General features: G+C 41.4%; 23 protein-coding genes. 22 read left to right on the top strand and 1 reads right to left on the bottom strand.

The features are described 5' to 3' along the window. Positions 1–47 precede the first annotated feature (47 nt). From lepA to deoC, 10 genes are all read left to right on the top strand, one after another. Complete coding sequence (gene lepA / locus NCCP133_RS02020) at positions 48–1,883, top strand: translation elongation factor 4 (RefSeq protein WP_264803291.1); 1,836 nt, start codon at positions 48–50, stop codon at positions 1,881–1,883. Positions 1,884–2,146: 263 nt separating this feature from the next. Beyond that, positions 2,147–3,295, top strand: a complete 1,149-nt coding sequence (gene hemW / locus NCCP133_RS02015; RefSeq protein WP_264803290.1) for a radical SAM family heme chaperone HemW — start codon at positions 2,147–2,149, stop codon at positions 3,293–3,295. A gap of 106 nt (positions 3,296–3,401) precedes the next feature. Beyond that, the gene (gene hrcA, locus NCCP133_RS02010; protein WP_264803289.1) at positions 3,402–4,433 is read left to right on the top strand and encodes a heat-inducible transcriptional repressor HrcA; all 1,032 of its coding nucleotides are present in this window, start codon (positions 3,402–3,404) and stop codon (positions 4,431–4,433) included. 93 nt (positions 4,434–4,526) lie between these two features. After that, positions 4,527–5,138 carry a nucleotide exchange factor GrpE gene (gene grpE, locus NCCP133_RS02005; protein ID WP_264803288.1) on the top strand — a complete coding sequence of 204 codons (612 nt, stop codon included), beginning with the start codon at positions 4,527–4,529 and terminating at the stop codon, positions 5,136–5,138. Positions 5,139–5,163: 25 nt separating this feature from the next. Further along, a complete protein-coding gene (gene dnaK / locus NCCP133_RS02000) occupies positions 5,164–6,993 on the top strand; it encodes a molecular chaperone DnaK (RefSeq protein WP_264803287.1) in 1,830 nt (609 codons plus the stop codon). 324 nt (positions 6,994–7,317) lie between these two features. Further along, the gene (gene dnaJ, locus NCCP133_RS01995; RefSeq protein ID WP_264803286.1) at positions 7,318–8,436 is read left to right on the top strand and encodes a molecular chaperone DnaJ; all 1,119 of its coding nucleotides are present in this window, start codon (positions 7,318–7,320) and stop codon (positions 8,434–8,436) included. 20 nt (positions 8,437–8,456) lie between these two features. Beyond that, positions 8,457–9,395, top strand: a complete 939-nt coding sequence (gene prmA, locus NCCP133_RS01990; RefSeq protein WP_264803644.1) for a 50S ribosomal protein L11 methyltransferase — start codon at positions 8,457–8,459, stop codon at positions 9,393–9,395. A gap of 90 nt (positions 9,396–9,485) precedes the next feature. Then, positions 9,486–10,235: a 16S rRNA (uracil(1498)-N(3))-methyltransferase gene (locus NCCP133_RS01985; RefSeq protein WP_264803285.1), complete on the top strand. Its 750-nt coding sequence runs from the start codon at positions 9,486–9,488 to the stop codon at positions 10,233–10,235. Between the two features lie 6 nt (positions 10,236–10,241). Continuing rightward, on the top strand, positions 10,242–11,594 hold the full coding sequence (gene mtaB, locus NCCP133_RS01980) for a tRNA (N(6)-L-threonylcarbamoyladenosine(37)-C(2))-methylthiotransferase MtaB (protein WP_264803284.1): 1,353 nt from the start codon (positions 10,242–10,244) through the stop codon (positions 11,592–11,594). Positions 11,595–12,071: 477 nt separating this feature from the next. Continuing rightward, a complete protein-coding gene (gene deoC / locus NCCP133_RS01975) occupies positions 12,072–12,743 on the top strand; it encodes a deoxyribose-phosphate aldolase (protein WP_264803283.1) in 672 nt (223 codons plus the stop codon). A 129-nt stretch (positions 12,744–12,872) separates the two neighbouring features. Here the strand turns inward: deoC and NCCP133_RS01970 are convergent, their stop codons facing one another. Next, on the bottom strand, positions 12,873–13,805 hold the full coding sequence (locus NCCP133_RS01970) for a Na/Pi symporter (protein WP_264803282.1): 933 nt from the start codon (positions 13,803–13,805) through the stop codon (positions 12,873–12,875). A 236-nt stretch (positions 13,806–14,041) separates the two neighbouring features. Between NCCP133_RS01970 and rpsU the strand changes: the two genes are divergently transcribed. From rpsU to NCCP133_RS01910, 12 genes are all read left to right on the top strand, one after another. Further along, complete coding sequence (gene rpsU / locus NCCP133_RS01965) at positions 14,042–14,215, top strand: 30S ribosomal protein S21 (protein ID WP_057771617.1); 174 nt, start codon at positions 14,042–14,044, stop codon at positions 14,213–14,215. A 15-nt stretch (positions 14,216–14,230) separates the two neighbouring features. After that, positions 14,231–14,674, top strand: a complete 444-nt coding sequence (locus NCCP133_RS01960; RefSeq protein ID WP_264803281.1) for a GatB/YqeY domain-containing protein — start codon at positions 14,231–14,233, stop codon at positions 14,672–14,674. A 266-nt stretch (positions 14,675–14,940) separates the two neighbouring features. Then, the gene (locus NCCP133_RS01955) at positions 14,941–16,272 is read left to right on the top strand and encodes an NfeD family protein (RefSeq protein ID WP_264803280.1); all 1,332 of its coding nucleotides are present in this window, start codon (positions 14,941–14,943) and stop codon (positions 16,270–16,272) included. A 20-nt stretch (positions 16,273–16,292) separates the two neighbouring features. Next, on the top strand, positions 16,293–17,291 hold the full coding sequence (gene floA / locus NCCP133_RS01950) for a flotillin-like protein FloA (RefSeq protein WP_264803279.1): 999 nt from the start codon (positions 16,293–16,295) through the stop codon (positions 17,289–17,291). Between the two features lie 35 nt (positions 17,292–17,326). Then, positions 17,327–17,794 carry a hypothetical protein gene (locus NCCP133_RS01945; RefSeq protein ID WP_264803278.1) on the top strand — a complete coding sequence of 156 codons (468 nt, stop codon included), beginning with the start codon at positions 17,327–17,329 and terminating at the stop codon, positions 17,792–17,794. Positions 17,795–17,859: 65 nt separating this feature from the next. Next, positions 17,860–18,150, top strand: a complete 291-nt coding sequence (gene yqfC / locus NCCP133_RS01940) for a sporulation protein YqfC (RefSeq protein WP_264803277.1) — start codon at positions 17,860–17,862, stop codon at positions 18,148–18,150. 18 nt (positions 18,151–18,168) lie between these two features. Beyond that, entirely contained in the window at positions 18,169–19,362 is a 1,194-nt protein-coding gene (yqfD, locus tag NCCP133_RS01935) for a sporulation protein YqfD (protein WP_264803276.1), read from the top strand. Beyond that, on the top strand, positions 19,359–20,321 hold the full coding sequence (locus NCCP133_RS01930; protein ID WP_264803275.1) for a PhoH family protein: 963 nt from the start codon (positions 19,359–19,361) through the stop codon (positions 20,319–20,321). The genes yqfD and NCCP133_RS01930 overlap by 4 nt, the downstream gene beginning before the upstream one ends. A 672-nt stretch (positions 20,322–20,993) precedes the next feature. Next, the gene (ltrA, locus tag NCCP133_RS01925) at positions 20,994–22,427 is read left to right on the top strand and encodes a group II intron reverse transcriptase/maturase (protein ID WP_264803274.1); all 1,434 of its coding nucleotides are present in this window, start codon (positions 20,994–20,996) and stop codon (positions 22,425–22,427) included. Positions 22,428–23,013: 586 nt separating this feature from the next. Further along, a complete protein-coding gene (locus NCCP133_RS01920; RefSeq protein ID WP_264803273.1) occupies positions 23,014–25,206 on the top strand; it encodes an HD family phosphohydrolase in 2,193 nt (730 codons plus the stop codon). Then, the gene (ybeY, locus tag NCCP133_RS01915) at positions 25,203–25,673 is read left to right on the top strand and encodes an rRNA maturation RNase YbeY (RefSeq protein WP_264803272.1); all 471 of its coding nucleotides are present in this window, start codon (positions 25,203–25,205) and stop codon (positions 25,671–25,673) included. The genes NCCP133_RS01920 and ybeY overlap by 4 nt, the downstream gene beginning before the upstream one ends. Then, complete coding sequence (locus NCCP133_RS01910; RefSeq protein ID WP_264803271.1) at positions 25,651–26,049, top strand: diacylglycerol kinase family protein; 399 nt, start codon at positions 25,651–25,653, stop codon at positions 26,047–26,049. Before ybeY ends, NCCP133_RS01910 begins: the two co-directional genes overlap by 23 nt. Positions 26,050–26,078: the final 29 nt, after the last annotated feature.

Genomic DNA, 26,078 nt, shown 5'->3' with positions numbered 1-26,078 from the left:
TCAAGGCGGCTTGCGCTTTTCTCATAGTAGGAGTTGAATTATAAACAATGAATAAAGAAGAGAGACTTAAAAGGCAAGAGAAAATAAGGAATTTTTCCATAATTGCCCATATTGATCATGGGAAATCAACTTTGGCTGACCGGATCCTTGAAAAGACCAATGCACTGACTGCCCGTGAAATGAAGGATCAGCTCCTTGATTCCATGGACCTTGAAAGAGAGCGGGGCATTACGATTAAATTAAACTCGGTCCAGTTAAAATATAAAGCCAAAGATGGAGAAATCTATACTTTCCACTTAATTGATACTCCGGGGCACGTCGATTTTACATATGAAGTATCCCGCAGTCTGGCTGCCTGTGAAGGAGCAATCCTAGTGGTGGATGCAGCCCAGGGAATTGAGGCTCAAACCCTGGCAAATGTTTATTTAGCCTTGGATAATGACCTGGAAATTCTTCCGATCATCAACAAAATCGACCTTCCAAGTGCCGATCCGGAACGTGTGCGCAATGAAATCGAAGAGGTAATCGGCCTAGATGCTTCTGAAGCGGTACTAACTTCGGCTAAAGCGGGAATCGGTATTGAGGAAATCCTTGAACAGGTTGTTGAAAAGGTGCCTGCGCCTGTAGGCGATCCGGACGCTCCTTTAAAGGCGCTGATTTTCGATTCCCTTTATGATGCTTACCGCGGTGTAGTAGCCTATATCCGTGTTGTAGAAGGAACGGTAAAAGTTGGAGATAAAATAAAGATGATGGCGACAGGCAAAGAATTTGAAGTAACAGAGGTTGGTGTATTTACACCTAAATCCACCCCGCTGCATGAACTTTCTGTTGGAGACGTAGGGTTTTTAACCGCAGCCATTAAAAATGTCGGTGATACCCGTGTCGGTGACACTATTACAAGTGCTAAAAACGGTGCCACCGCAGCCCTTCCTGGTTACCGCAAGTTAAATCCAATGGTTTATTGCGGTTTATATCCGATAGACAGTGCCAAATTTAATGATTTGCGGGACGCTCTTGAAAAGCTTGAGCTTAATGACTCTGCACTTCAGTTTGAGCCTGAAACTTCCCAGGCACTGGGCTTTGGATTTCGCTGCGGTTTCCTTGGACTGCTTCACATGGAAATCATTCAGGAGCGTATTGAGCGTGAGTTCAAGATTGACCTAATTACAACAGCACCTAGTGTTATCTATGACGTCATCATGACTGACGGCACTGAAATTAAAGTAGATAACCCATCCAATATGCCTGACCCGCAACAGATTGATCGTGTGGAAGAGCCGTATGTAAAGGCTACAATGATGGCACCGAACGACTATGTTGGTGCCATAATGGAACTTTGCCAGGAGAAGCGTGGCATATTCATTGATATGCAGTACACGGATGAAACAAGGGTTAATATTGTTTACGAAATTCCTTTATCAGAAATTGTATATGATTTCTTTGACCAGCTTAAATCCAATACAAAAGGATATGCTTCCTTCGACTACGAATTAATAGGGTACAAGCCATCTAAGCTTGTTAAGATGGATATTTTATTAAATACTGAAAAAGTTGATGCATTAAGTTTTATTGTCCATAGAGACTTCGCTTATGAAAGAGGAAAGATTATCGTTGAAAAGCTCAAGGAACTTATTCCGCGTCAGCAATTCGAGGTTCCAATTCAAGCGGCAATCGGGCAAAAAATCGTTGCCCGCTCAACGATTAAAGCTATCCGCAAAAATGTATTGGCAAAGTGTTACGGCGGAGATATCTCCCGTAAGCGCAAGCTTTTGGAGAAACAGAAAGAAGGTAAAAAGCGGATGAAGCAGGTTGGTTCTGTTGAAGTTCCGCAAGAAGCTTTCATGGCTGTTCTGAAAATGGATGACAATAGCTCTAAAAAGTAATATATTTGCTTTGTTTAAGGAGGTTAGTTATGCTGTCATAATAATAACAGCGCTAGCCTCTTTTTTATTTAAATTTAAATTGTGAATTAGAGGCATCCTGTCTATTGGAGAGAAAGCGCGAGACTCCGAGAGGAAAAAGCAAACGTAAGGGGAATCTAACAGGATTTGACTGAGGAATGCCGAAATGCTCGAATTGAAATTCAATAGACAAGGTTTTCAAAAGCTTTTTAATAATGATGATTATTTTGAAGGTAGTGAAATAAATGGTTAAAGCAGCTTATATACACATCCCATTTTGTGAGCATATATGCCACTATTGTGATTTTAATAAAGTATTTCTAAAAGGTCAGCCGGTTGGTGAATATCTTAATTCTCTAGAAAAAGAAATAGAGCTTGCATTGAAGGAATCACCAACAGGGCATCTGGCTTCCATTTTTATTGGGGGAGGCACACCAACTGCACTTAATGAACAGCAGCTTGAAAAGCTTTGCAGCATCATTAAAAAACAGCTTCCATATGACAGTTCCACAGAATATACCTTTGAAGCGAACCCGGGAGACCTTTCCAAGGAAAAACTTCAAATTTTATATGATGCAGGAGTAAATCGGCTCAGTTTTGGCGTTCAGACCTTCAATGATGAACTGTTAAAAAGAATAGGCAGGGTCCACAGGGCCAAAGATGTTTTTCAATCTATTGAATCGGCAAAAAAAATCGGATTCCAAAACATTAGCATTGATTTGATCTACAGCCTTCCCGGCCAAACTTTGCTGGATTTTAAAGAAACCCTGGAAACTTCCTTTATTTTGGATATTGTCCACTATTCTGGCTATTCACTGATTATTGAACCAAAAACTGTTTTTTACAATCTATTAAGAAAAGGCAAGCTGCCGACTCCTGGGGAAGATGTGGAAGCAGACATGTATGCATTGTTGATGGAACAGATGGATAAAAATGGATTTAAGCAATATGAAATAAGCAATTTTGCAAAACCGGGTTTTGAAAGCCGCCATAATATTACCTATTGGGATAATGAATGGTATTTCGGTCTTGGTGCAGGAGCACATGGATATGTAAACGGTATACGCCGTTCGAATCATGGGCCGCTTAAGAAATATATGAAGCCAATTGCAAACGGCAAGCTTCCTATTTTTGAGGAACATAAGGTTACATTGGAAGAGCAGATGGAAGAGGAGATGTTCCTTGGCCTTAGAAAAACGGATGGAATTTCAATTAGTCGTTTTAAAATGAAATTTGACAGAAATCCACTAAAATTGTTCGAGGTTCAAATTGACAAGCTGGAAGGGTCAAAATTAATAGCTGTTAGTGAAGGCCATATTAAATTAACTGAACAAGGGCGATATCTTGGCAATGAAGTTTTCCAGACTTTTATAGGGGAATTGGGCAGGGAATAGTAAGATTAAAAAAGGAATCCAAATTATTGACACTGTACGCTTGATTTGATAATTTATTAGTAGAATTAGCACTCGCTAACAAAGAGTGCTAACAGAGGTGATTACTGTGTTAACAGATCGTCAATTATTAATTTTCCAAGTGATTGTTAATGATTTTATTCAATCTGCACAGCCTGTCGGTTCGAGAACCTTGTCAAAAAAAGATGAAATTTCTTTTAGTTCCGCAACGATCAGAAACGAGATGGCTGATTTAGAGGAACTTGGGTTTATTGAAAAAACACACACCTCATCGGGGAGGATTCCTTCGGAAAAAGGATACCGCTACTATGTGGATCACCTTATTTCCCCGCAAAAATTAAATCAGCATGATATCCACAAAGTTAAATCAATCTTTGCGGAAAGAATCTATGAGCTGGAAAAAATTGTTCAAAAATCGGCAAAAATATTGTCGGAGATGACAAATTATACATCTATTGTCCTCGGGCCTGCAGTGAGGGATAATAAGCTGAAGAAAATTCAAATTGTGCCTTTGAATAAAGAAACAGCAATAGCAATCATTATTACAGATACGGGCCATGTGGAAAACAGGATGTTCCATTTGCCGGAACATATTGATGCCGGAGACCTCGAAAAGGTAGTTAACATCCTCAATGACCGATTGTCGGGTGCTCCTATTGAACGTTTGAACAATAAGCTATACAAAGAAGTTGCCGTACTGTTGAGGCAGCATATCAATAACTATGACCTTATGCTGAATTCAATTGCTGATACCATAAAGATCCCAAGTTATGAAAAGCTGTTTTTTGGCGGGAAAACCAATATGCTTAGCCAGCCGGAGTTTCATGATATCGATAAGGTTAAAAGCCTATTGAATATGATTGAACAGGAAGAGGGCATATATGATTTGATTCGCAAAGATCAAGCCGGGATTAATATAAAAATTGGCAGGGAAAATAAGAATACTGCAATGGAAAACTGCAGCCTGATCACTGCCAGTTACTCAATCGGGACTGAGCAGCTGGGAACAATTGCTATTCTTGGGCCAATCAGAATGGAGTACTCAAGGGTTATTAGTTTATTGGACTATATTAGTGCAGACTTATCTGCTGTTTTATCGAAACTGTATCAAAACGACTGATGGTGGAGATATTGATTAAGGGTGGAAATGCCTTTCCATCCCTTTCCTTGTGTATTCCTAATATTGGCAGATTATTTAAGGGAGGTGAAAAAGTTGGCAGAAGAGAAAGAAACGTTGCATCAAGATTTAAAAGAAGAAATCAATGAACCTGAAGGAACTGAAAATGAAGCTCCTGTAGAAGAAGTGTTTGCAGAGGCGGAAGTGTCAGAAGCAATTGCAAATAGGGAAAATGCAGATGCGGAACTTACAGCAGCGAATGAAAAAATCGCTGAACTGGAAGGCAAGCTGGAAGAAGCGGAGAATCGCATTTACCGCCTTCAGGCTGATTTTGAAAATTCCCGGCGCCGTGCAAGGCTAGACCTTGAAGCGTCTGAAAAATATAGAGCACAAAGTTTAATCATGGACCTATTGCCTGCGATTGACAACTTTGAAAGAGCTCTTCACATGGAAGCGGATAATGAACAGGTAAAATCCATTCTTCAAGGAATGGAAATGGTTTATCGAGGCTTGCTGGAGGCTATTAAAAAAGAGGGTGCAGAACAAATCGAGGCTGTTGGAAATGAATTCGATCCGCATTTGCATCAAGCTGTGATGCAGGTGGAGGATGAAGATTTTAAATCCAATGTTGTAGTCGAAGAGTTCCAAAAAGGCTACAAGCTAAAGGACAGAGTCATTCGTCCATCAATGGTTAAAGTAAATCAATAAATACATATTTGGGGAGGTAAAGAACATGAGCAAAATTATCGGAATCGATTTAGGTACAACCAACTCATGTGTCGCTGTACTTGAAGGCGGCGAACCAAAAGTAATTCCAAATCCGGAAGGGAACCGTACAACTCCTTCAGTTGTTGCATTTAAGAACGGTGAACGTCAGGTCGGTGAGGTGGCGAAGCGCCAGTCCATTACAAACCCGAACACAATTATTTCCATTAAACGCCACATGGGCACAGATTTTAAAACAGAGATTGAAGGAAAAGAATTCTCGCCTCAAGAGGTTTCTGCTATTATTCTTCAATATTTAAAATCTTATGCGGAAGACTATCTTGGCGAAAAAGTGACTAAAGCTGTTATTACCGTTCCCGCATATTTCAATGATGCTGAACGTCAGGCTACAAAGGATGCAGGAAGAATTGCGGGCCTTGAAGTAGAGCGTATCATCAACGAACCTACTGCTGCAGCTTTGGCATATGGTCTTGATAAAATGGATGAAGACCAGACAATCCTTGTTTATGACCTTGGCGGGGGTACATTTGACGTATCTATTCTTGAACTGGGCGATGGCGTTTTTGAAGTAAAATCTACGGCAGGAGACAACCGTCTTGGCGGAGATGACTTTGACCAAGTAATTATTGATTACTTAGTTGAGCAGTTCAAAAAAGAAAATGGCATTGACCTTGCTAAAGATAAAATGGCACTTCAGCGCTTAAAAGATGCTGCTGAGAAAGCGAAAAAAGATCTTTCTGGTGTAACTTCGACACAAATTTCTCTTCCCTTCATCACTGCTGGGGAAGCTGGACCTTTACACCTTGAAGTAACTCTATCAAGAGCCAAGTTTGATGAGCTTTCTGCAGATCTTGTGGAACGTACAATGGGACCAACACGCCAAGCGTTGAAGGATGCTGATTTGTCTCCTTCAGAAATCGATAAAGTTATTCTAGTCGGCGGTTCTACTCGGATCCCGGCTGTACAGGAAGCAATCAAGAAAGAAACTGGCAAAGAGCCTCATAAAGGGGTTAATCCTGATGAAGTTGTAGCAATGGGCGCAGCCATTCAGGGCGGAGTTATCACAGGCGATGTTAAGGATGTTGTTCTATTAGACGTAACTCCATTGTCTCTTGGAATTGAAACAATGGGCGGTGTGTTCACGAAGCTAATCGAACGCAATACAACCATCCCTACATCAAAATCTCAAGTATTCTCAACTGCTGCTGATAACCAGTCCGCGGTTGATATCCATGTTCTACAAGGAGAGCGCCCAATGGCAGCGGATAACAAAACACTAGGCCGCTTCCAGCTAGGCGATATTCCTCCAGCTCCGCGCGGTGTGCCGCAAATCGAAGTGTCTTTCGATATCGATAAAAATGGTATCGTAAATGTACGCGCTAAAGACTTAGGCACAAACAAAGAGCAGGCGATTACAATTAAATCATCTACAGGGTTATCGGATGAAGAAATCGATAAAATGGTAAGAGAAGCAGAAGAAAATGCTGAAGCAGATAAGAAGCGTAAAGAAGAAGTTGAGCTTCGCAATGAAGCGGACCAGCTAGTCTTCACAGCTGAAAAGACTCTAAAAGATCTTGAAGGCAAAGTGGATGAAGCTGAGGTAGCAAAAGCGACTGAAGCGAAAGATGCTTTAAAAGCTGCAATTGAAAAGAACAATCTGGATGAAATCCGTGAGAAGAAAGATTCACTGCAGGAGGTAGTCCAGGCGTTGACAGTAAAACTGTATGAAGAGGCTCAGCAAGCACAGGCAGGCCAAGGTTCAGAAGGCTCTGACAGCAATAATGACGACGATAATGTCGTAGATGCAGAGTTCGAAGAAGTAAAAGACGATAAATAAATATGATTTAAAATTTTATTATCGTGATACTGCGTCTCCTAAAAGGGATTCCATGGATAAAGACGCAAGTCTTTTCAAAAAAAAGTCAAAGTCAGGTTTTTCTTGGCTTTGGCTTTTATTTCTGTTTGCAGCATTTCTCGAAAGATTGCAAGAAAATTGCTCCTTGCCTCATGCCCTATGAGTAGGCCAGGGTCCTTTCTTTGGGGAAGCGGCAAATGACAAAGTTAGTCTAACTATTCACTGTAAGTGTGAATGGCGGTTGCGGAATATAATTAGAGAATGATACAATAACCTTTATGTGAAATGAATCGGGGAGTGGTAATCATGAGTAAAAGGGATTACTATGAAGTTCTTGGAATCAGCAAAGGTGCATCCAAGGATGAAATTAAGAAAGCATATCGCAAGCTTTCAAAAAAGTATCATCCGGATATCAATAAAGCGCAAGATGCTGACGAGAAGTTCAAGGAAGTAAAAGAAGCTTACGAAGTGCTAAGCGATGATCAAAAGAAGGCTCATTATGACCAATTTGGGCACACAGATCCTAATCAGGGCTTTGGCGGAGGCGGTTTTGAAGGCTTTGGCGGATTTGAGGATATCTTCAGTACATTCTTCGGAGGAGGCTCTCGCCGCCGAGACCCTAATGCACCAAGGCAAGGGGCAGATTTGCAATATACGATGTCCCTTTCATTCGAAGAATCTGTTTTTGGCAAAGAGACCGATATTGAAATTCCTCGTGAGGAAACTTGTGAAACCTGTAACGGATCGGGAGCAAAGCCTGGGACGAAGCCAGAAACATGCCGCCATTGCCATGGATCAGGCCAGCTGAATGTGGAGCAAAATACGCCATTCGGCAAAATTGTAAATAGAAGAGTTTGTCATTATTGCCATGGCACAGGGAAAGAAATCAAGGAAAAGTGCTCCACATGCGGCGGCGCCGGAAAAGTGCAAAAACGCAGAAAGATCCATGTCAAGATTCCTGCGGGCATTGATGATGGACAGCAGCTTCGTGTAACTGGTCAAGGAGAGCCAGGTGTGAACGGCGGACCTCCGGGAGACCTGTATGTGGTTTTCCATGTTCGTTCACATGAGTTCTTTGAACGCGATGGCGATGATGTATATTGTGAGATGCCCGTTACATTTGTGCAGGCAGCCCTTGGTGATGAAATTGAGGTTCCAACCCTTCACGGAAAGGTAAAACTCAAAGTTCCCGCAGGTACACAAACAGGCACAAAATTTCGCCTGAAAGGGAAGGGTGTACCAAACGTAAGGGGATATGGCACAGGAGATCAGCACATTATTGTTCGAATTATCACACCGACAAAGCTGACAGAAAAGCAGAAGCAGCTGCTTAGCGAGTTTGCTGAAGTAAGCGGAAAAGTTCCACAGGGAGAACAGGAAGAAAGCTTCTTCTCTAAAGTAAAACGAGCCTTTAAAGGTGAATAATGGAAATGGAGTTGGTAGAAGTGAAATGGTCAGAAATCAGTATTCATACTACAAATGAAGCTGTTGAACCGATTTCGAATATTTTGCATGAAGCCGGTGCAAGTGGAGTTGTAATTGAAGATCCTTTGGAGCTTGTAAAAGAAAGAAAGGACCAATTCGGCGAAATCTACCAGCTCGATCCGCAGGATTATCCAGAAGAAGGCGTAATTGTAAAAGCATATTTGCCAGTGAACAGTTTCCTGGGCGAGACTGTGGAAGAAATTAAAGAAGCTATAAACAACCTGATACTTTTCAATATTGATATTGGGGCCAACAAAGTCAGCATCAGCGAAGTAAATGAGGAGGAATGGGCGACAGCCTGGAAAAAATACTATAACCCAGTTAAAATATCAGAACGATTTACGATTGTTCCGACATGGGAAGAGTATACTCCAGTAAGCAGCGACGAACTGATCATTGAGCTTGATCCTGGCATGGCATTTGGGACCGGAACACACCCTACGACAGTGATGTGCATTCAAGCCCTCGAAAGAACGGTGAAAATGGGAGACATAGCAATAGATGTTGGGACCGGTTCAGGCGTATTAAGTATTGCAGCAGCAATGCTTGGTGCCGAAACAGTAACAGCACTTGACCTTGATGAGGTTGCAGTAAATTCTGCAAGATTAAATGTTAAGCTTAATAAAGTTCAGCATGTTGTTGATGTATCACAGAACAATCTGTTGGACGGAGTTGACCAAAGAGCTGATATTGTAGTGGCCAATATCCTTGCGGAAGTGATACTGCGATTTACAGATGATGTTGCTTCAGCAGTAAAACATGGCGGATATTTTATTGCTTCCGGCATCATCCAGCAGAAGAAGCAAGAAGTTAGGGATGCCATTGCCGCAGCAGGGTTTGATATCGAAGAAACGATTCAAATGGAAGATTGGGTAGCGATTGTTGCCAAAAGAAATTAAAAGACTTTGTCATCTTGTTAGGGGGTAATTCATTACCCCCCCTTTACAGTGTAGAAGAATAACGGACTGGTTAGGGAAGAGGTGCCTGTTGTGCAGCGGTATTTCGTTGAGGAAGCAGCAATTGATGATCGCTTTTATATTTTTGGTGAGGACCTGCGTCATATTGTAAAGGTTATGAGAATGAAGGAAGGCGGCCAAATTATCTGTGTGGATCCCCATGGAAAGTGTGCTCTATGCATTATTGAAGAAATTACCGATGAACAAGCGGCAGCAGAAGTTGTACAATGGATTGAAGGGTCCTCAGAACTTCCTGTCGATATTACAATTGTGAGCGGACTGCCTAAAGGGGATAAACTCGAATGGATTATTCAAAAAGGGACAGAGCTTGGCGCTTGCCGGTTTATCCCTTTTACTTCAGCTCGTTCAGTAGTAAAATGGGATGCGAAGAAGGCTGAGAAAAAGGTTGATAGGTGGCAGAAGATTGCAAAAGAGGCTGCTGAGCAGTCGCACCGCACCAAGGTGCCTGAAGTTCTGGCTCCCCAAGATTTAAAGTCGCTGCTGAAACTATGCCTGGGTTATACACATAAATTGATTGCCTTTGAGGAGGAAGCAAGGCAAGGGGAGGCTTCCGTTCTTTCCAAAACATTGACTTCCATGAAAAAAGGAGATTCGCTTATTATATTGTTTGGGCCTGAGGGCGGGCTGACCAACCAAGAAGTATCAATTCTGCAGGAACAGGGCTTTCTTGCGTGTGGACTTGGCCCGCGGATTTTAAGGACAGAAACAGCACCGATGTACCTTCTTTCAGCTGTTTCTTATCAATTAGAACTAATGAGGTGAAATAGTATGCCTGCAGTTGCATTTCATACACTTGGCTGCAAAGTCAATCATTACGAAACAGAAGCCATTTGGCAGCTGTTTAAAGAAGCTGGCTACGAACGGACTGATTTTGAATCAGTCTCAGATGTATATGTTGTTAATACCTGTACTGTTACAAACACAGGGGATAAAAAAAGCAGGCAAGTGATCAGAAGAGCCATCAGAAAAAACCCTGATGCCGTTATCTGTGTAACTGGCTGCTACGCTCAAACATCACCTGCTGAGATCATGGCGATCCCTGGCGTAGATATTGTTGTTGGTACTCAGGATCGAGTAAAAATGCTTGAATATATTGAGCAATATAAACAGGAACGCCAGCCAATCAATGGTGTTGGAAATATCATGAAAAACCGTGTCTATGAGGAGCTGGATGTTCCTGCGTTTACGGATAGGACACGTGCTTCTCTTAAAATTCAGGAAGGCTGCAATAACTTCTGCACTTTTTGTATTATACCTTGGGCACGAGGGCTAATGCGATCCCGTGATCCTCAAGAGGTAATCCGCCAGGCTCAGCAGCTGGTTGATGCTGGATATAAAGAAATCGTCCTGACGGGAATCCACACAGGAGGTTATGGAGAGGACATGAAGGATTATAACCTTGCGGCTCTTCTTAGAGATTTGGAAGCGCAGGTAATTGGTCTGAAACGTCTAAGAATCTCTTCTATTGAAGCTAGCCAGATTACGGATGAAGTTATTGAAGTGATGGATCAGTCAAAGGTGGTTGTCAGACACCTGCACATTCCTCTTCAATCAGGCTCAAATACCGTTTTAAAGAGAATGCGCCGTAAATATACCATGGAATTCTTTGCTGAGCGTCTGGAACGCTTAAAGGAAGCTCTTCCAGGTTTGGCAGTCACTTCGGATGTTATCGTTGGATTTCCTGGAGAAACAGAAGAAGAATTTATGGCAACCTACAACTTTATTAAGGAACATAAATTCTCCGAGCTACATGTATTTCCGTATTCCAAGCGTACGGGAACTCCTGCAGCGAGAATGGACGGCCAGATTGATGAAGAAGTTAAAAATGAGCGGGTTCATCGCCTAATTGCATTGTCCGATCAGCTCGCAAAAGAGTATGCATCACAGTATGAAGGTGAAGTTCTTGAAGTGATCCCTGAGGAAAGCTTTAAAGAAGGCAGTGATAGCAATTTATTTGTCGGATACACTGATAATTACCTGAAAGTTGTCTTCCCGGCAACTGAAGAAATGGTGGGCCAAATTGTAAAAGTAAAAATTACAAAAGCTGGCTACCCTTATAATAAAGGTCAATTTGTTAAAATCCTTGATGTATTGAATGAAACAGAAGAGGCGGCAGTTTAGTGGAATTACCTACGGGTAGTTCCTTTTTTTATATCAGAATTTATATCCCTTTGAACTTAAAGAACTGTCTAGCTCCAGGCGCCTACCCCCTCGAGGTCACAAGCCTGTCTAGTTGCGGCTCCTAGGTGGGCGCTTGATCCTCGAAAATGCTCCCGCATTTCCTTTGTGCGGTGTTAATTCCGGGAGATTATTCTATGTCCTGCGGAAGGAGAGGGAGCGGGAGACACGCGGGTGAAGCCGAGGAGCTCTATTCTTCCCCGCGGAAAGCAAATGCCCAGTATTGAAATCAACGGGCTGAATTCATAAGCAAAACTTCATTCTATGAGAAAAGAGCCTTTTATAAATTTATTAATGTCCTATGGGAAAAACTACTTTCGAAAACGATTACAAAAATCATAAATGCTGCTCGATATTTTAGTATGCAAATGGTATTATGTAAGAGGTACGTACAACTTGTTTTTAAAAGGAGTAGTTAATATGACAAATAACGTAGCAAAAATGATCGATCATACATTACTTAAAGCAGATGCGACAAAAGACCAAATTGAAAAAGTTTGTGCCGAGGCTAAAGAATACAACTTTGCATCTGTTTGTGTTAACCCAGCATGGGTCAAACGTTCAAGCGAATTGCTTAACGGGACAGAAGTAAAAGTCTGCACAGTTATAGGCTTCCCATTAGGAGCTTCAACTCTTGAAACAAAAGCATTTGAAACGGCAAATGCAATTGAAAACGGTGCGGCCGAAGTAGATATGGTTATTAACATTGGAGCATTAAAAGGCGGAGACAATGAGCTAGTCGAAAGAGATATCCGCGCAGTTGTCGAAGCTGCAAAAGGAAAAGCATTAACAAAGGTTATCATCGAATCCTGCCTTCTTACAGAAGAAGAAAAAGTAAGAGCATGTGAGCTTTCTGTTAAAGCGGGAGCTGACTTTGTTAAAACATCTACAGGATTCTCAACAGGCGGAGCAACTGTAGAGGATATAGCTTTAATGAGAAAAACAGTAGGTCCTTATATTGGTGTTAAAGCTTCAGGCGGAGTAAGAAGTGCAGAGGACGCTCAGAAAATGATTGAAGCGGGTGCCACTAGAATTGGCGCAAGCTCAGGTGCAGCTATTGTCAATGGTTTGACAAGCGAATCTGATTATTAAGAAAAGCGGAAGGCTCCTGCTTATCGGCTTTGACCCAAGAGCCGATGGCGCCTGGAGCCAGACAGTTATCGAAATTCAAAACATTATTTTATTCTGTAATTAAATGCCGGGATTTCCCGGCATTTTTTGTTACCCGCTTTTACTGCTGTGAATTTTAATAATAAATCTTCCAAATTGATTAGCAAACGGAAGAACAAGCAGAGATGAAAAGACATTAAACAATACACTAATATGCGCGAGTTGTACATCAGGGTTACTTGCTGCATGTTGGCCGAGTTCAGAAAGAAGATCAATAAATGGATAGAAAGCCGCAACACCTAAACAATTTAGCCAGATATGGGCATAGGCGGAAAGTTTCGCTTCCCTGCCTGAGCCAATGGATGCTAAATAGGCATCCACGCATGTTCCGATGTTGGACCCAAGCATGATCGCAATTGCCGTATCCAAATCCATGGCTCCCGCTGTCAGGAACCCCATTATAATGCCTGTTGCAGCTGTGCTTGACTGAATGATTGCCGTAATGACCACACCTGCAAACACAGCATACAAATAGCTTCCATCAAGTGTAAGAAGCATATGTTTTACCAGATCATTGCTCTTTAGGGATCCGGCCATATATTCAAATCCTCGCATTGCAGCAAATACAGCAGAAATCCCCAATAAGGCCAAGCCTGCGCTGCGCAAGTTTTTTCGTTTCATTACTGCAAGGAGGCTGCCGAAAACTGCCAGCGGAATTATATAGGACTCTATATTAAAAGTAATTAATTCTGTCGTAAACGTAGTACCGATATTGGTGCCTAAAATAATGCCAATGGTTTGCGGAAAGGTGAGCATTCTTGCGGAGACCATTCCGATTGTAATAATCATAACGGCTGAACTGCTTTGCAGGAGCGCTGTAATGAGAGTTCCAATAAGGAGCCCTTTCCAGGGGGCGTTTGTCAGCACTGCCAGCCAATTTTTCAATGAATCGGCAGATAGGTTAAAAAGCCCTGATCTTAACAATGTCATGCCATAAATAAATAACCCGATAAGCAGCAAAAATAATAATAGCTGGATAAACAAGCTCTCACCCCCTACATCTAATACTATGGGGTATAATGAAAGGACATGCCTGTGACTAATAAATTGTTTCGTTTGTTCTTATAGAGGGTATTTATATAGTACCTTAGTTTAAAAACAACACGTGAGCAGGATAATTACTGTTGACCTTGATAAGCTGTTATATTATAATTGCAAGGTACATGGAATAAACCATGTTGTTGATGTAAGTGTGTTGTGCTCGGAGGGAGGGAAAGAGAATGTCTAAAACCGTCGTTCGTAAAAACGAATCGCTTGAAGATGCTCTTCGTCGCTTCAAACGTACAGTATCAAAAACTGGTACTTTGCAGGAAGCAAGAAAGCGCGAATTCTATGAAAAACCTAGTATTAAACGTAAGAAAAAGTCTGAGGCTGCTAGAAAGCGTAAGTGGTAAGAGAGGGTGTATGTAATGAGTCTTCTCGAGCGTTTAAATGAAGATATGAAACAAGCGATGAGGAATAAAGAAAAAGAAAAACTCACTGTCATTCGTATGATTAAAGCCTCTCTTCAAAACGAAGCCATCAAGTTCGGTGAAGAGCTTAACGAAGAACAAGAGTTAACTGTCCTTTCTCGCGAAGTTAAACAACGCAAGGATTCCCTCCATGAATTTGAAAAAGCAGGTCGTGAAGACCTTGTTGAAAAAATTCGTACTGAACTTCAGTATGTCGAATTATATATGCCTAAACAGCTTTCTGAAGAAGAGGTTTCTAAAATTGTTGCTGAAACGGTTGAAGAAACTGGTGCATCCTCAAAGGCTGATATGGGTAAAGTGATGGCTGCCATTATGCCTAAAGTAAAGGGCAAAGCAGACGGATCACTAGTAAATAAACTTGTACAACAACACCTTTCATAAAACTATGTAATAAAAGACCGAAGGCCAATGGCTGACGGTCTTTTTATATGTTTAAAAATGGTGCTGTTGGCTTTGATATCAGTCGAAATTCTCCTGCAGGTAAACGGTAACGGTTTTCCAAAAATATCAAATGTTTACGTTCATTAGTTGGTTATACTAAAATAAGGATACACTGATTCAACTTTTTTGCAAAAAATGAAACTTTTTCAATGGAAGATCGTAAATACATACATATATTCGAGTTCACCTTCGAAGGGGGGAAAGAGATGACTGCAAAAAGGATGATCACTGTCTTTTCTTTTTTGCTTGCCTTTGTTCTGATGGCTGTTCCTTTTCAGGGAAAAGCAGATAATGAAATTGTCTATATTGCACCTATTGAGGAAACGGTGGAAAAAGGTCTATATGCTTTTTTGAGCAGGGCAGTCCATACGGCCGAGGCAGAAAATGCTTCTGCAATTATTTTTGAAGTAAATACACCTGGAGGAGCAGTTGATGCGGCTGGTGAAATAGGCAAACTTTTGACTTCCACAAATATAAAAACAATTTCTTTTGTGAACAAGCAGGCTTTGTCGGCAGGTGCCTATATTTCTTTGAATACAGATGAAATATATATGGTCCCAGGTTCTACAATGGGTTCTGCTGCTATTATAGACCAACAGGGCAATACGGCTGGCAAGAAAGCTGAATCTTTCTGGTTTGCTGCTATGCAGAGCGCAGCTGCCCAAACTGACAGAGATCCCATTTATGCACTTGCCATGGCAGACGAATCAGTAGATCTCCCAGAGCTTGGCGCACCAAAAGGAAAGCTTCTTACTTTAACTGCTGAACAAGCTGAAGAAGTAGGCTATTCGGAAGGCACCGTTAGCTCAAGGGCTGAATTATTAGAAATGCTTGGGTTCGAAAATGCAGAAATACGTACTATTGATGAAAGTTTTGCAGAAAAGCTGGCCCGTTTCATCACTCATCCTGTTGTAATTCCAATCCTATTGTCGATAGGAAGTTTAGGGCTGGTACTGGAGCTGTATTCACCAGGTTTTGGGGTTCCAGGTTTTATGGGGCTATCGGCATTGCTGCTTTTCTTCTACGGACATATGGTCGCTGGATTGGCGGGGTTTGAAACACTTATCCTCTTTGTGGTCGGCATTGGCTTAATTATTGCAGAGTTTTTCCTCCCGGGGGGAATTGCGGGCATAGCCGGAATAGGAGCCATATTGGGCAGCCTATTTTTAGCAACTGACAATGTGGCCCATATGGGAATGTCCATTTTAATTGCTCTGGGAATTTCAGTTTTGGCGTCTATTTTAATGATAAAGGTGTTTGGTAAAAAAATGAAATTCTTCAAAAAAATCATTTTAACCGATAGCACAAATACGGAAAAAGGCTATATTTCGAATAAAAGCAGGCTTGAACTGATTGGACTCGAAGGATATGCACTCACTGCACTGCGTCCTTCAGGGACGGTCGTCCTCCAGGATGAACGGATTGACGTTGTCAGCGAGGGAGGCTATATTGCGAAGGGAGCCAAAGTCAAGGTTGTTAAAGCTGAAGGCTCACGGATTGTTGTAAGGGAAATATCTAATATTGATTTAGATAAATAAAAATTTCAGGAGGTAGGAACATGCTAGAAGCAGGAACAGTATTTGTCCTGGTTGCCGTTGTACTGGGAATCATTTTGTTGGGAATATTATTCACCTTTGTACCTGTCATGCTGTGGATTTCAGCCTTGGCAGCCGGAGTAAGGGTCAGCATATTTACATTAATTGGGATGAGGCTTCGCCGGGTTATACCGAGTCGAGTCATCAATCCTTTGATTAAGGCTCATAAAGCGGGGCTTGATGTTTCAACCAATCAGCTTGAGAGCCATTATCTTGCTGGAGGTAACGTTGACCGGGTTGTGAATGCATTAATTGCAGCACATCGTGCAAATATTGACTTGAGCTTTGAACGAAGCGCGGCGATTGATTTAGCAGGCCGTGATGTTTTGGAAGCTGTTCAGATGAGTGTTAACCCTAAAGTGATTGAAACACCTTTTATAGCGGGTGTAGCAATGGATGGAATTGAAGTGAAGGCTAAAGCGAGAATTACCGTTAGAGCGAATATTGACCGCCTTGTTGGCGGTGCCGGCGAGGAAACGATTGTAGCACGTGTCGGGGAAGGGATTGTCTCTACAATCGGTTCATCCGACAATCACAAAAAGGTACTGGAAAATCCAGACATGATTTCCCAAACAGTTCTTTCGAAAGGATTAGATGCAGGAACTGCTTTTGAGATTCTGTCGATTGATATTGCGGACGTGGATATAGGCAAGAATATCGGAGCAGAACTACAGACTGAGCAGGCTGAGGCTGACAAGAAAATTGCCCAGGCTAAAGCGGAAGAAAGACGTGCAATGGCTGTAGCGCAGGAGCAGGAAATGAAAGCCCGCGTCGAAGAAATGAGAGCGAAGGTTGTGGAAGCAGAAGCCCAGGTACCGCTGGCCATGTCAGAAGCGCTTCGTTCCGGTAATATCGGTGTTATGGATTATATGAATATTCAAAACATCTCAGCAGATACGGAGATGAGAGATTCAATCGGCAATATGAGTGAAGACCGCAAAAATGGCCGCAAAAATGACTAAATGATCCCAAAATAGGGAGAAGGGAGGGTACTCTCTTGGAAATATTATTGGAGAATCCATTTATTCTCATAGCTCTATTAGCGTTTATCTCTTCTCTCTTTAAGAAGAAGAAGAAGGGAGAGTCTGAAAAACAAAAAAAACGCCCGCAGCAGAGGCCGGAGCCGCAAGCAGAGCAATCAGCAGCCGAGGTTTTAATGGAAAAAGCTGTTAAAGAGGAAAAGAGGCAGCAGGCTGAGAGAGCAAGCAGGATAGAAGAAGAATACAGACGCCGGAAACAGCAGGCTGAAGAAAGTATAAGGGTTCTTCAGAATCAAAAGCTAGCTGCTGAAAGACAGGCAAGTGTATTTAGGGAGCCGGCCGAGAAGCCAGTGGACCGCCCTCAAGCCCGAATACAAGGCCAGTTTGCACCCCAAAAGAAGGCTCTTGTCGACGGAATTATTTGGTCTGAGATCCTGGGGCCGCCAAGGGCAAAAGGTCCCCATCGATCGTTAAAAAGGAAGTAATGAAAAATAAGTGCTAGAACCTTCGTTCATTTCATACATATGAGATGAAAGGGGGTTCTTTTTTTATGGCAAAAAAATGGGGACATATCGTCCGCAGCTGGATGACTAAAAACATGGAGCTTCCTCAAGATGTCATGATGGATTTACCCCGTATCACGATGATTGGACAGATCCACATATATATTGAGAACCACAGAGGATTACTTGCCTTTTCAGATAAGGAACTCAGGCTGCTTTTGAAGCAGGGGCAGCTGTTGATTAAAGGGAAAGCATTTGTAATTAAAACAATTTTACCGGAAGAAATACTGCTTGAAGGGAAAATCGATTCAGTTACTTACCTTTCAGACAATGAATAAGAATTCAGGAGGAAGGAAATGAAGAACCAGTGGATAGAGTTTTATAGGGGTCTTGTTACAGTAAAAGCAAGCGGAAAGGGAATCGAGCGTTTCATTAATACACTAACAAGAAGCGGTATTAATATTTGGTATGTAAAGAACCATGGCGAACAAGCTGTGACGTTTAAAATGAAGCTTGAAGATGCAAAAAAAATCAGAAGCCTCGCCAGGAACAGCGATTGCAAAATCGAGTTCCTGCAGCGGGCAGGAGTTCCTTTTCTTTATAAGAGGTTATTGAAAAACAGCGGATTTGCAGCTGGTGCATTGGCTTTTTTTGCAGCTATTATTCTTTTATCCAATATGATTTGGGGAATAGAAATCAAAGGTGCAAACCCTTCAACTGAATACCAGATCCGCAAAGAATTGGACAAGATGGGGGTTAAGACAGGAAAGCTTCAATTCTTTATTGATAATGCGGAAACAATACAGCGTAAGCTCTCCAATAATATAGGAGCGATTACATGGGTCGGTGTGGAATTAAAAGGGACAACCTACCATTTACAGGTTGTAGAGAAAAATGAACCGGAGAAGCCTGAATATTTGAGTCCACGCCATCTAGTGGCAAAAAAGAAGGCAGTAATTGTAGACATGTTTGTAGAAGAAGGCCGGCAAGTCGTTGATATAAATGATCACGTTCAGCCTGGACAGCTTCTGGTTTCAGGTGTAATCGGAAAAGAAGGAGAAACCGAAACAGTTCCAGCCAAAGGAGAAATTCTCGGAGAAACCTGGTATAAATCAATAGTTGAGCTACCGCTGAAAAGCACATTCCAGGTATTTAACGGAAATGAAAAGGTTAAGCATTCCATTACAATCGGTTCATTGGATATTCCGGTATGGGGATTTGGAAAGTTGGAGTTTAAAGAATATGAAATAGAGGAAAATGAAACGAAAATCAAGTTCTTAAAATGGGAGCTCCCTGTTTCGTATAAAAATAAAACATACAGAGAACGGGAGCAGGTAACTAGGATTTATTCAAATGAAGAAGCATTTGATGTTGCAAAAGATTTGGCAAGAAAAAAAATAAAAAATACCTTAGATGAAAATGCTAAGGTTAAGGGTGAAAAAGTTTTGCACCAATCGGTTGATAATGGTAAAGTAACATTAGCAATACATTTCCAAATTATTGAGAATATTGCAGAAGGACAACCAATTATTCAAGGAGATTCAGAATGACAGAAGACTTGAAAACAATGAACCTGCAGCTAGAAGACCCAAACGAAGCAATTGCCCTATTGGGAAATGCGGATGCAAATCTGAAAATTATTGAACAAGAACTGAACGTTTCCGTTGTAACCAGAGGTGAATCTGTTTATGTGTCTGGGGAAATGGACAAAGTAGAGCTCGTCGGAAAAGTTCTGGATAAATTGCTTTATGTCATTAGAAAAGGAATAAATATAAGCCAGAGAGATGTCATGTACGCAATTCAAATGGCGAACAAGGGCACGCTCGAATATTTCAGTGACTTATATGAAGAAGAAATTACGAAAAATGCAAAGGGCAAATCCATTCGAGTCAAAACACTGGGTCAGAGTCAGTACATCAATGCCATACGCCAAAACGACCTGGTATTTGGCATAGGACCGGCCGGTACTGGGAAAACATATTTAGCTGTTGTGATGGCGGTCAATGCCTTGAAAAATGGAAAAGTAAAAAGAATCATCCTAACCCGTCCTGCTGTTGAAGCAGGAGAAAGCCTTGGGTTTTTGCCTGGAGATTTAAAGGAAAAGGTAGATCCTTATTTGCGGCCTTTATATGATGCGCTGCATGATATATTAGGTATGGAGCATACACAGAGAATGATTGAAAGAGGAACGATTGAAATTGCACCATTGGCTTATATGAGGGGACGGACCCTTGATGACGCATTTGTCATTCTTGATGAAGCGCAGAATACAACACAAGCTCAAATGAAAATGTTTTTAACCCGCTTAGGTTTTGGGTCGAAAATGATTATTACTGGTGACCGTACACAAGTCGACCTTCCAAAAGGGGTTAAGTCGGGGCTGATTGTCGCTGAAGACATACTCAACGGAGTAAAAGGCTTGTCATTTGTACATTTAGAGCAAAGTGATGTAGTCCGTCATCCGCTGGTAGCAAAGATTATCCAGGCATATGAAAAAGACATTAACTAGACACCGCCAATTTTTTTTGGCGGTTTTTTGTGCGACGGGCAGTCACATAGGACGTCGTAAATTCCGACGTCCTTCACTTCTTTTAAGGACAGAGACGACATTGAGATGTAACGACTGGATGAATGAAGAGAAGCTGAATTCCAGATGGTGAAAATCCATCCCCGAGGAGACTGACCTAGCTCGGGAAGCCTAATCTAGGGCAGTATCGTGAGGTATTGTTCGAAGGAGATGCGGGAATTCGAGAGATCCGTAGGCGAAGAAATAGACCCTAATGCAAGAAGTGTGAAGCACGGCGGCGGGATAAGTTGGTGACTTTTCGAAAAGTGAGGAAGCCCACTAAAAGGCATTTTCCCTAGAAGTCAGAACGGGAAATTGTAACTTATCATGTGATGGTGAAGGGTATGTTTTGAAGGAAGATGCGATGACCCCGTGAGGTCTCCACCTTACCAAACAGGCAGGGTTCCAATCTATAAGGGTAATCCGAAGTGATTAGGAACGGGTGGAGAAGTCAGACATTCTCATAGTACGGAAGTAGTTCCACGACCATAACGCCGGACGAACGGAAGGGGAATGACCTATGGCTCCAAGCCATGAACAAGATGCAATGCCAACAAATAAGTTACTGCGGTAAAACCGTTTGAAAGTACATCAAGGAAAGGCGCGGAATACGCAATGAATCAAGAGTGGAAATTTAAGCTACACAGTGTGTATGGACAAATTCTATTTGACCGTAAATTAACTCAAAGCTTTGAACAAGTAAAAGCGAACAAAGGCACCGGAGGAATAGACGGAGAAACACTTGAAAGCTACAATGCGAATTTAGAAGACAACATCATGTCCCTTCTAAACAAATTAAGAACGAAAACTTACCAAGCCCAACCAGTAAAAAGAGTATACATCCCAAAAAAGAATGGGAAGAAAAGACCTTTAGGCATTCCAACAATTGAGGATCGTATTGTGCAACAGAGTGTAGTAAATGTACTACAACCAAAATTTGAAGACTTCTTATTTCATAATTGGTCAGTTGGATATCGACCGAACAGAGGAGTAGAAAGAGCTCTCCAAATCATCCTATGGAACATAGAACAAGGATATAACTATATTTACGACTGTGATATCAAAGGGTTCTTTGACAACATCTCCCATAAGAAACTCATGGGCACCTTGAAGAAGTATGTGTCAGACCGAACGGTCTTAGGTTTAGTTGAACAATGGCTTAAGGCAGGTGCCATGGAAGAAGGGAAACTGATACACTCTGACTACGGAACGCCACAAGGTGGAGTCATCTCACCCTTACTGGCGAATGTATATCTTAACGAATTGGATTGGGAATGGGACTTGCATGGTATTCGCTTCGTGCGGTACGCCGACGATTTTCTTTTATTTGCCAAATCTCAAGAAGCCATAGAAAAGGCAGCTGCTTTGACGAAAGAGAAATTAGCTGAACTGGGATTGGAAATCTCTAAAGAGAAAACAAAAGTAGTTAACTTTAAAAAGGATAATTTTGATTTTCTAGGGTTCACCTTTCATCACTGGAGGCCAAGAAAGAAAGATAAGAAGCTTGCCTTTCATGTCACACCCAAGAAAGAATCCATCAAAGATTTCCGATTGAAAATCAAAGATAAAACACGAAAGACTTTAACCTTAAATAAAGAGGAATGGGTAAATCGTGTAAATCCAATTATTCGAGGAAAAGTAAACTACTATTTAACCAATGTCAAAGCCATTAAAGCAAATGAAGAGCTGGCGCAAAAGAGTCACTGTGTCACTCGTTGGATGCGAAGAATCCTTCTGGGTTTAGATGGATATATAAGGAAAAGGCTGCGAGTTGCCTTTATCCATAAACATCCTAATCAGAAGAAAGAACAAAAGATGAGATATAAATGGAATAAGGGTTTCTTTGTCGGGATTAAACTAATACCCAGCTATTGGTTATATCTAAATAAAGCACTTGGATATACACTCGAACAATATCTCGAAGAGATGAGAGAAAAAGGAAAACGGAAACAACGAAATGCAATAAGACGAGCAAAAGAAAAAGGTGAGGAGTATTTTACTCCCCACCGTCTCCAAAAGATGCAGAATGCCTGGAACGCATCCTCTTGATAATCATTGTAACATATGGGTAAGCTGTATGCCTTAATAGGGCACGTACGGTTTGATAAGGGGGAAGCCATGAGAGTGGTTTCCCTACTTTATTTGTAATATCAGAATTTATATCCTTTAGAACCTAGAAAACGGTCTAGCCCCAGGCGCCATCGGCTCTCGGGTCTAAGCCAATCCGTTCAAATGTTTAAAAAAACAACCTTTCAGCCAGCTCGTCTTATGCTTGTCACCGATAGGGAGCGCTTTGCGGTTTCTTATGTTAAGCTCCTGTTTATTCAGAGTACTTCAATTTATTGTAAAGGTGTCTGTGAAGGGACCGCCTCAAAGATGCGTTAAGCAGGAGAACGTCTTTTGCAGCAAAAACTGGCAAAGGGAGTTTAATCAACAGGTAATCTAAGAGATTCTTTTTTAAAGAAATTGTTATGGAATTATTTGCTATTAATGAAATGTTTAGGTACCCTGTTAATAAATAGCTATTTTTCCTGATGAAACTTAATGAAAAAACTGTTATGATTTTACATAAATTAAGAATAATTTATGTTCAAGCTTATCTGGCAGCATTGCGGTCAAGATAGGAGGGGTATTTATGGGAAACCTTCAGCAAAGTATGACTAAAATCAGAAATTTATTAAATATGACTTTTTTTCGAGTTCTGTTATTTCTCCTTTTGGGCACTGTCATGTATTTTTCCATGTACAGCAATGTCAAACCGGAAAAATTGGATTTGAGGCTGTTCTCAGTTGCTGAACAGACGATTAGATCCCCAATCACAATTGAAGACAAAGCGAGTACAGAGAAAAAGAAAAAAGATGCTGAAAACGAAGTGAATGATATTTATGTTGTAAAAAAAGAAATTGCTCAAAATCGGGTTGATTTAGTTACTTCTATTTTCGGTTCAGTATTCGAAGTGAACGAAGAGGTTCAAGAGGATCTTGACAAAAAAAAGAATGAGACTTCTGAAAAAGCTGGTGACGAGTCAGAGGCTCCAGTACCGACTGGGCCTTCTCCGAATGAGAAACTCTCCATGGTTAAAGAAAAGCTGACAGAGGATGTAACACGTGAAGTCTCAGATGATGTTTTTCTGGCTCTGCTGCAGGCAAAAAAAGGTGAGCTTTCCATTGCTAAAGACCTTACTGTTACCGCGATTAATAAGATTATGAACAGTGAGATACCAGCTGAACAGGTGGAGAATTCGAAAAAACGGGTCGAGGAAGAACTGAGGTTTACTAGCTTAAACTCTGATTTAAAACAGGCTGCAATTGAGTTAGGGCGTTATGCGATCTATCAAAATCGATTCTATGATCCAGTGGCTACAGAAGAAATGCGGCAGCAGGCTGTGGAGAGCATTGAACCTGTTAAAATCCTGCAGGGGCAGATTATTGTGGAGGAAAATCAGCTGATCAGCAGGGATATTTACAGGCAGCTTGAACTTGTTGGCCTTTTGGACAGCGTGAATTCAATACAGCCTTTTGTTGGTCTGTCATTGATCATCTTGATTGCTCTATCGGCTTTTTACTATTATTTCCATGAATTAAATGCTCAATCGGAACTTAAGCAAAGCTACTTGCTACTGTTTAGCCTTGTATTTGTTCTGTCTTTATTGCTCATGAAGGTAATCAGTTTTTTTCAGGATTCAGATTACTCTGAAATAGGCTATATATTCCCTGCAGCGATGGGGGCAATGCTGATTAAAATATTGATTGATGAGAAATTGGCTCTTTTCTTTACAATTATTATGGCAATTTGCGGAAGCATTATTTTTAATGAAGGAATCACCGGCACATTTCAGTTTACAGCAGGCATCTATATTATTTGCAGCGGATTAGCGGCAATCTTATTTCTAAGCAAGCAAAATCGCCGATCAAAAATTTTGCAGGCTGGCATGTTTGTTTCGGCTGTTAACATTATCGTCATCTTTTCTTTGCTGTTCTTAAGAAATGGCCATTATGATACTGTGGAATACGGTTTTTACCTTGTGATTGCGCTAATTTCAGGCATTTCTTCAGCAGTGCTTACAATTGGGCTGCTTCCATATTTTGAAGCCGGATTTGGGATCTTATCAACGATGCGGCTGATTGAGCTGTCTAATCCTAACCATCCGCTGCTGAGAAAAATCTTAACCGAAGCCCCAGGCACTTATCACCATAGTGTCATGGTTGCGAATCTTTCGGAATCAGCCTGTGAAGCAATTGGCGCAAACGGTCTTCTAGCCAGAGTGGGCTGTTATTATCACGATATCGGAAAAACAAAACGCCCGCAATTTTTTATAGAAAATCAAGTGAATATTGAAAATCCACATGATCGGCTGCCGCCGCAGACCAGTAAAAATATTATTATTGCACATGCTGTGGATGGGGCGGAAATGCTGAAGAAGCACAAGATGCCTAAAGAAATTGTAGATATTGCCGAGCAGCACCATGGGACGACGCTGCTTAAGTATTTTTATCATAAAGCAAAGCAGAATGGGCTAGAGGTCAAAGAAGAGGATTATCGTTATCCCGGACCAAAAGGGCAATCAAAGGAATCCGCTATAATCGGAATTGCCGATAGTGTGGAAGCTGCTGTAAGATCTATGTCTCACCCTACTACCGAACAAATTGAGGGACTGGTCCGAAATATTATTTCGGACCGCCTACAGGATGGACAGCTGAATGAATGTGATTTAACCTTAAAAGAGCTCGAAACGGTTTCACATTCATTTTGCGAGACGCTAAACGGAATCTTCCACTCTAGAATCGAGTATCCAGAAATGACAAAACAGAAGGTGAAGCAAGCATGAGTTTAAACGTTGATTTTTTTGATGAAACAAATGAACTGAAGGAAAATGCAATTGCCCAAATAGAAGAGTTAATTAATTTTGCAGCTGCAAAAGAGGGGGTTGAACCGGAAAGTGAGGTTTCAATCACATTTGTTACCAATGACCGCATTCGGGAAATCAATAGGGAGTACCGTGACAAAGACCAGCCAACCGATGTGATTTCTTTTGCGATGGAAGAAATGGGCGAAGGTGAAGTCGAACTTGTTGGAGCTGATATGCCGAGGGTTTTAGGAGACATTATTATATCAGTTGCAAAAGCAGTTGAGCAAGCGGAAGAATATAGGCACTCTTTTATGCGGGAGCTTGGTTTTTTGGCAGTCCATGGATTCCTCCATCTTCTGGGCTATGATCATGAGAACGCTGAGGATGAGAAAAAAATGTTCTCCCGCCAGAAGGATATACTTGATGAATTTGGGCTCAAAAGATAATAAGAAGCGTACTCACGGTTTCCTTAAATCCTTTGCATTTGCATTTGCCGGCATTAAATCAGCTTTAATGAAAGAAAGGAACCTCCAAATTCACGTTGTGATCTCAATTGCTGTTATCTTACTGGGAGGAGTACTATCAATTTCACGGATTGAGTGGATAATGATTCTCTTTGCAATAGGCGGAATGCTTTCCCTTGAATTAATGAATACTGCCATTGAAAGGGTTGTCGACCTGGCAACAGAAGACTATCACCCACTCGCAAAGCAGGCTAAGGATATTGCAGCGGGGGCTGTTTTAGTGTACGCTGCTCTCTGCATAATAATCGGCATTATCGTTTTTTTGCCGAGAATTCTTGCTTATATAATTAGTTTATAGCTGTCCAAATGGGCAGCTTTTCTTTGTGC

This window comes from Cytobacillus sp. NCCP-133, from assembly GCF_026011715.1.
Taxonomy (GTDB): Bacteria; Bacillota; Bacilli; order Bacillales; family Cytobacillaceae; genus Cytobacillus.
Note: the sequence above shows the minus strand (reverse complement) of the source record. Positions and strands in the feature narration are given on the sequence as shown.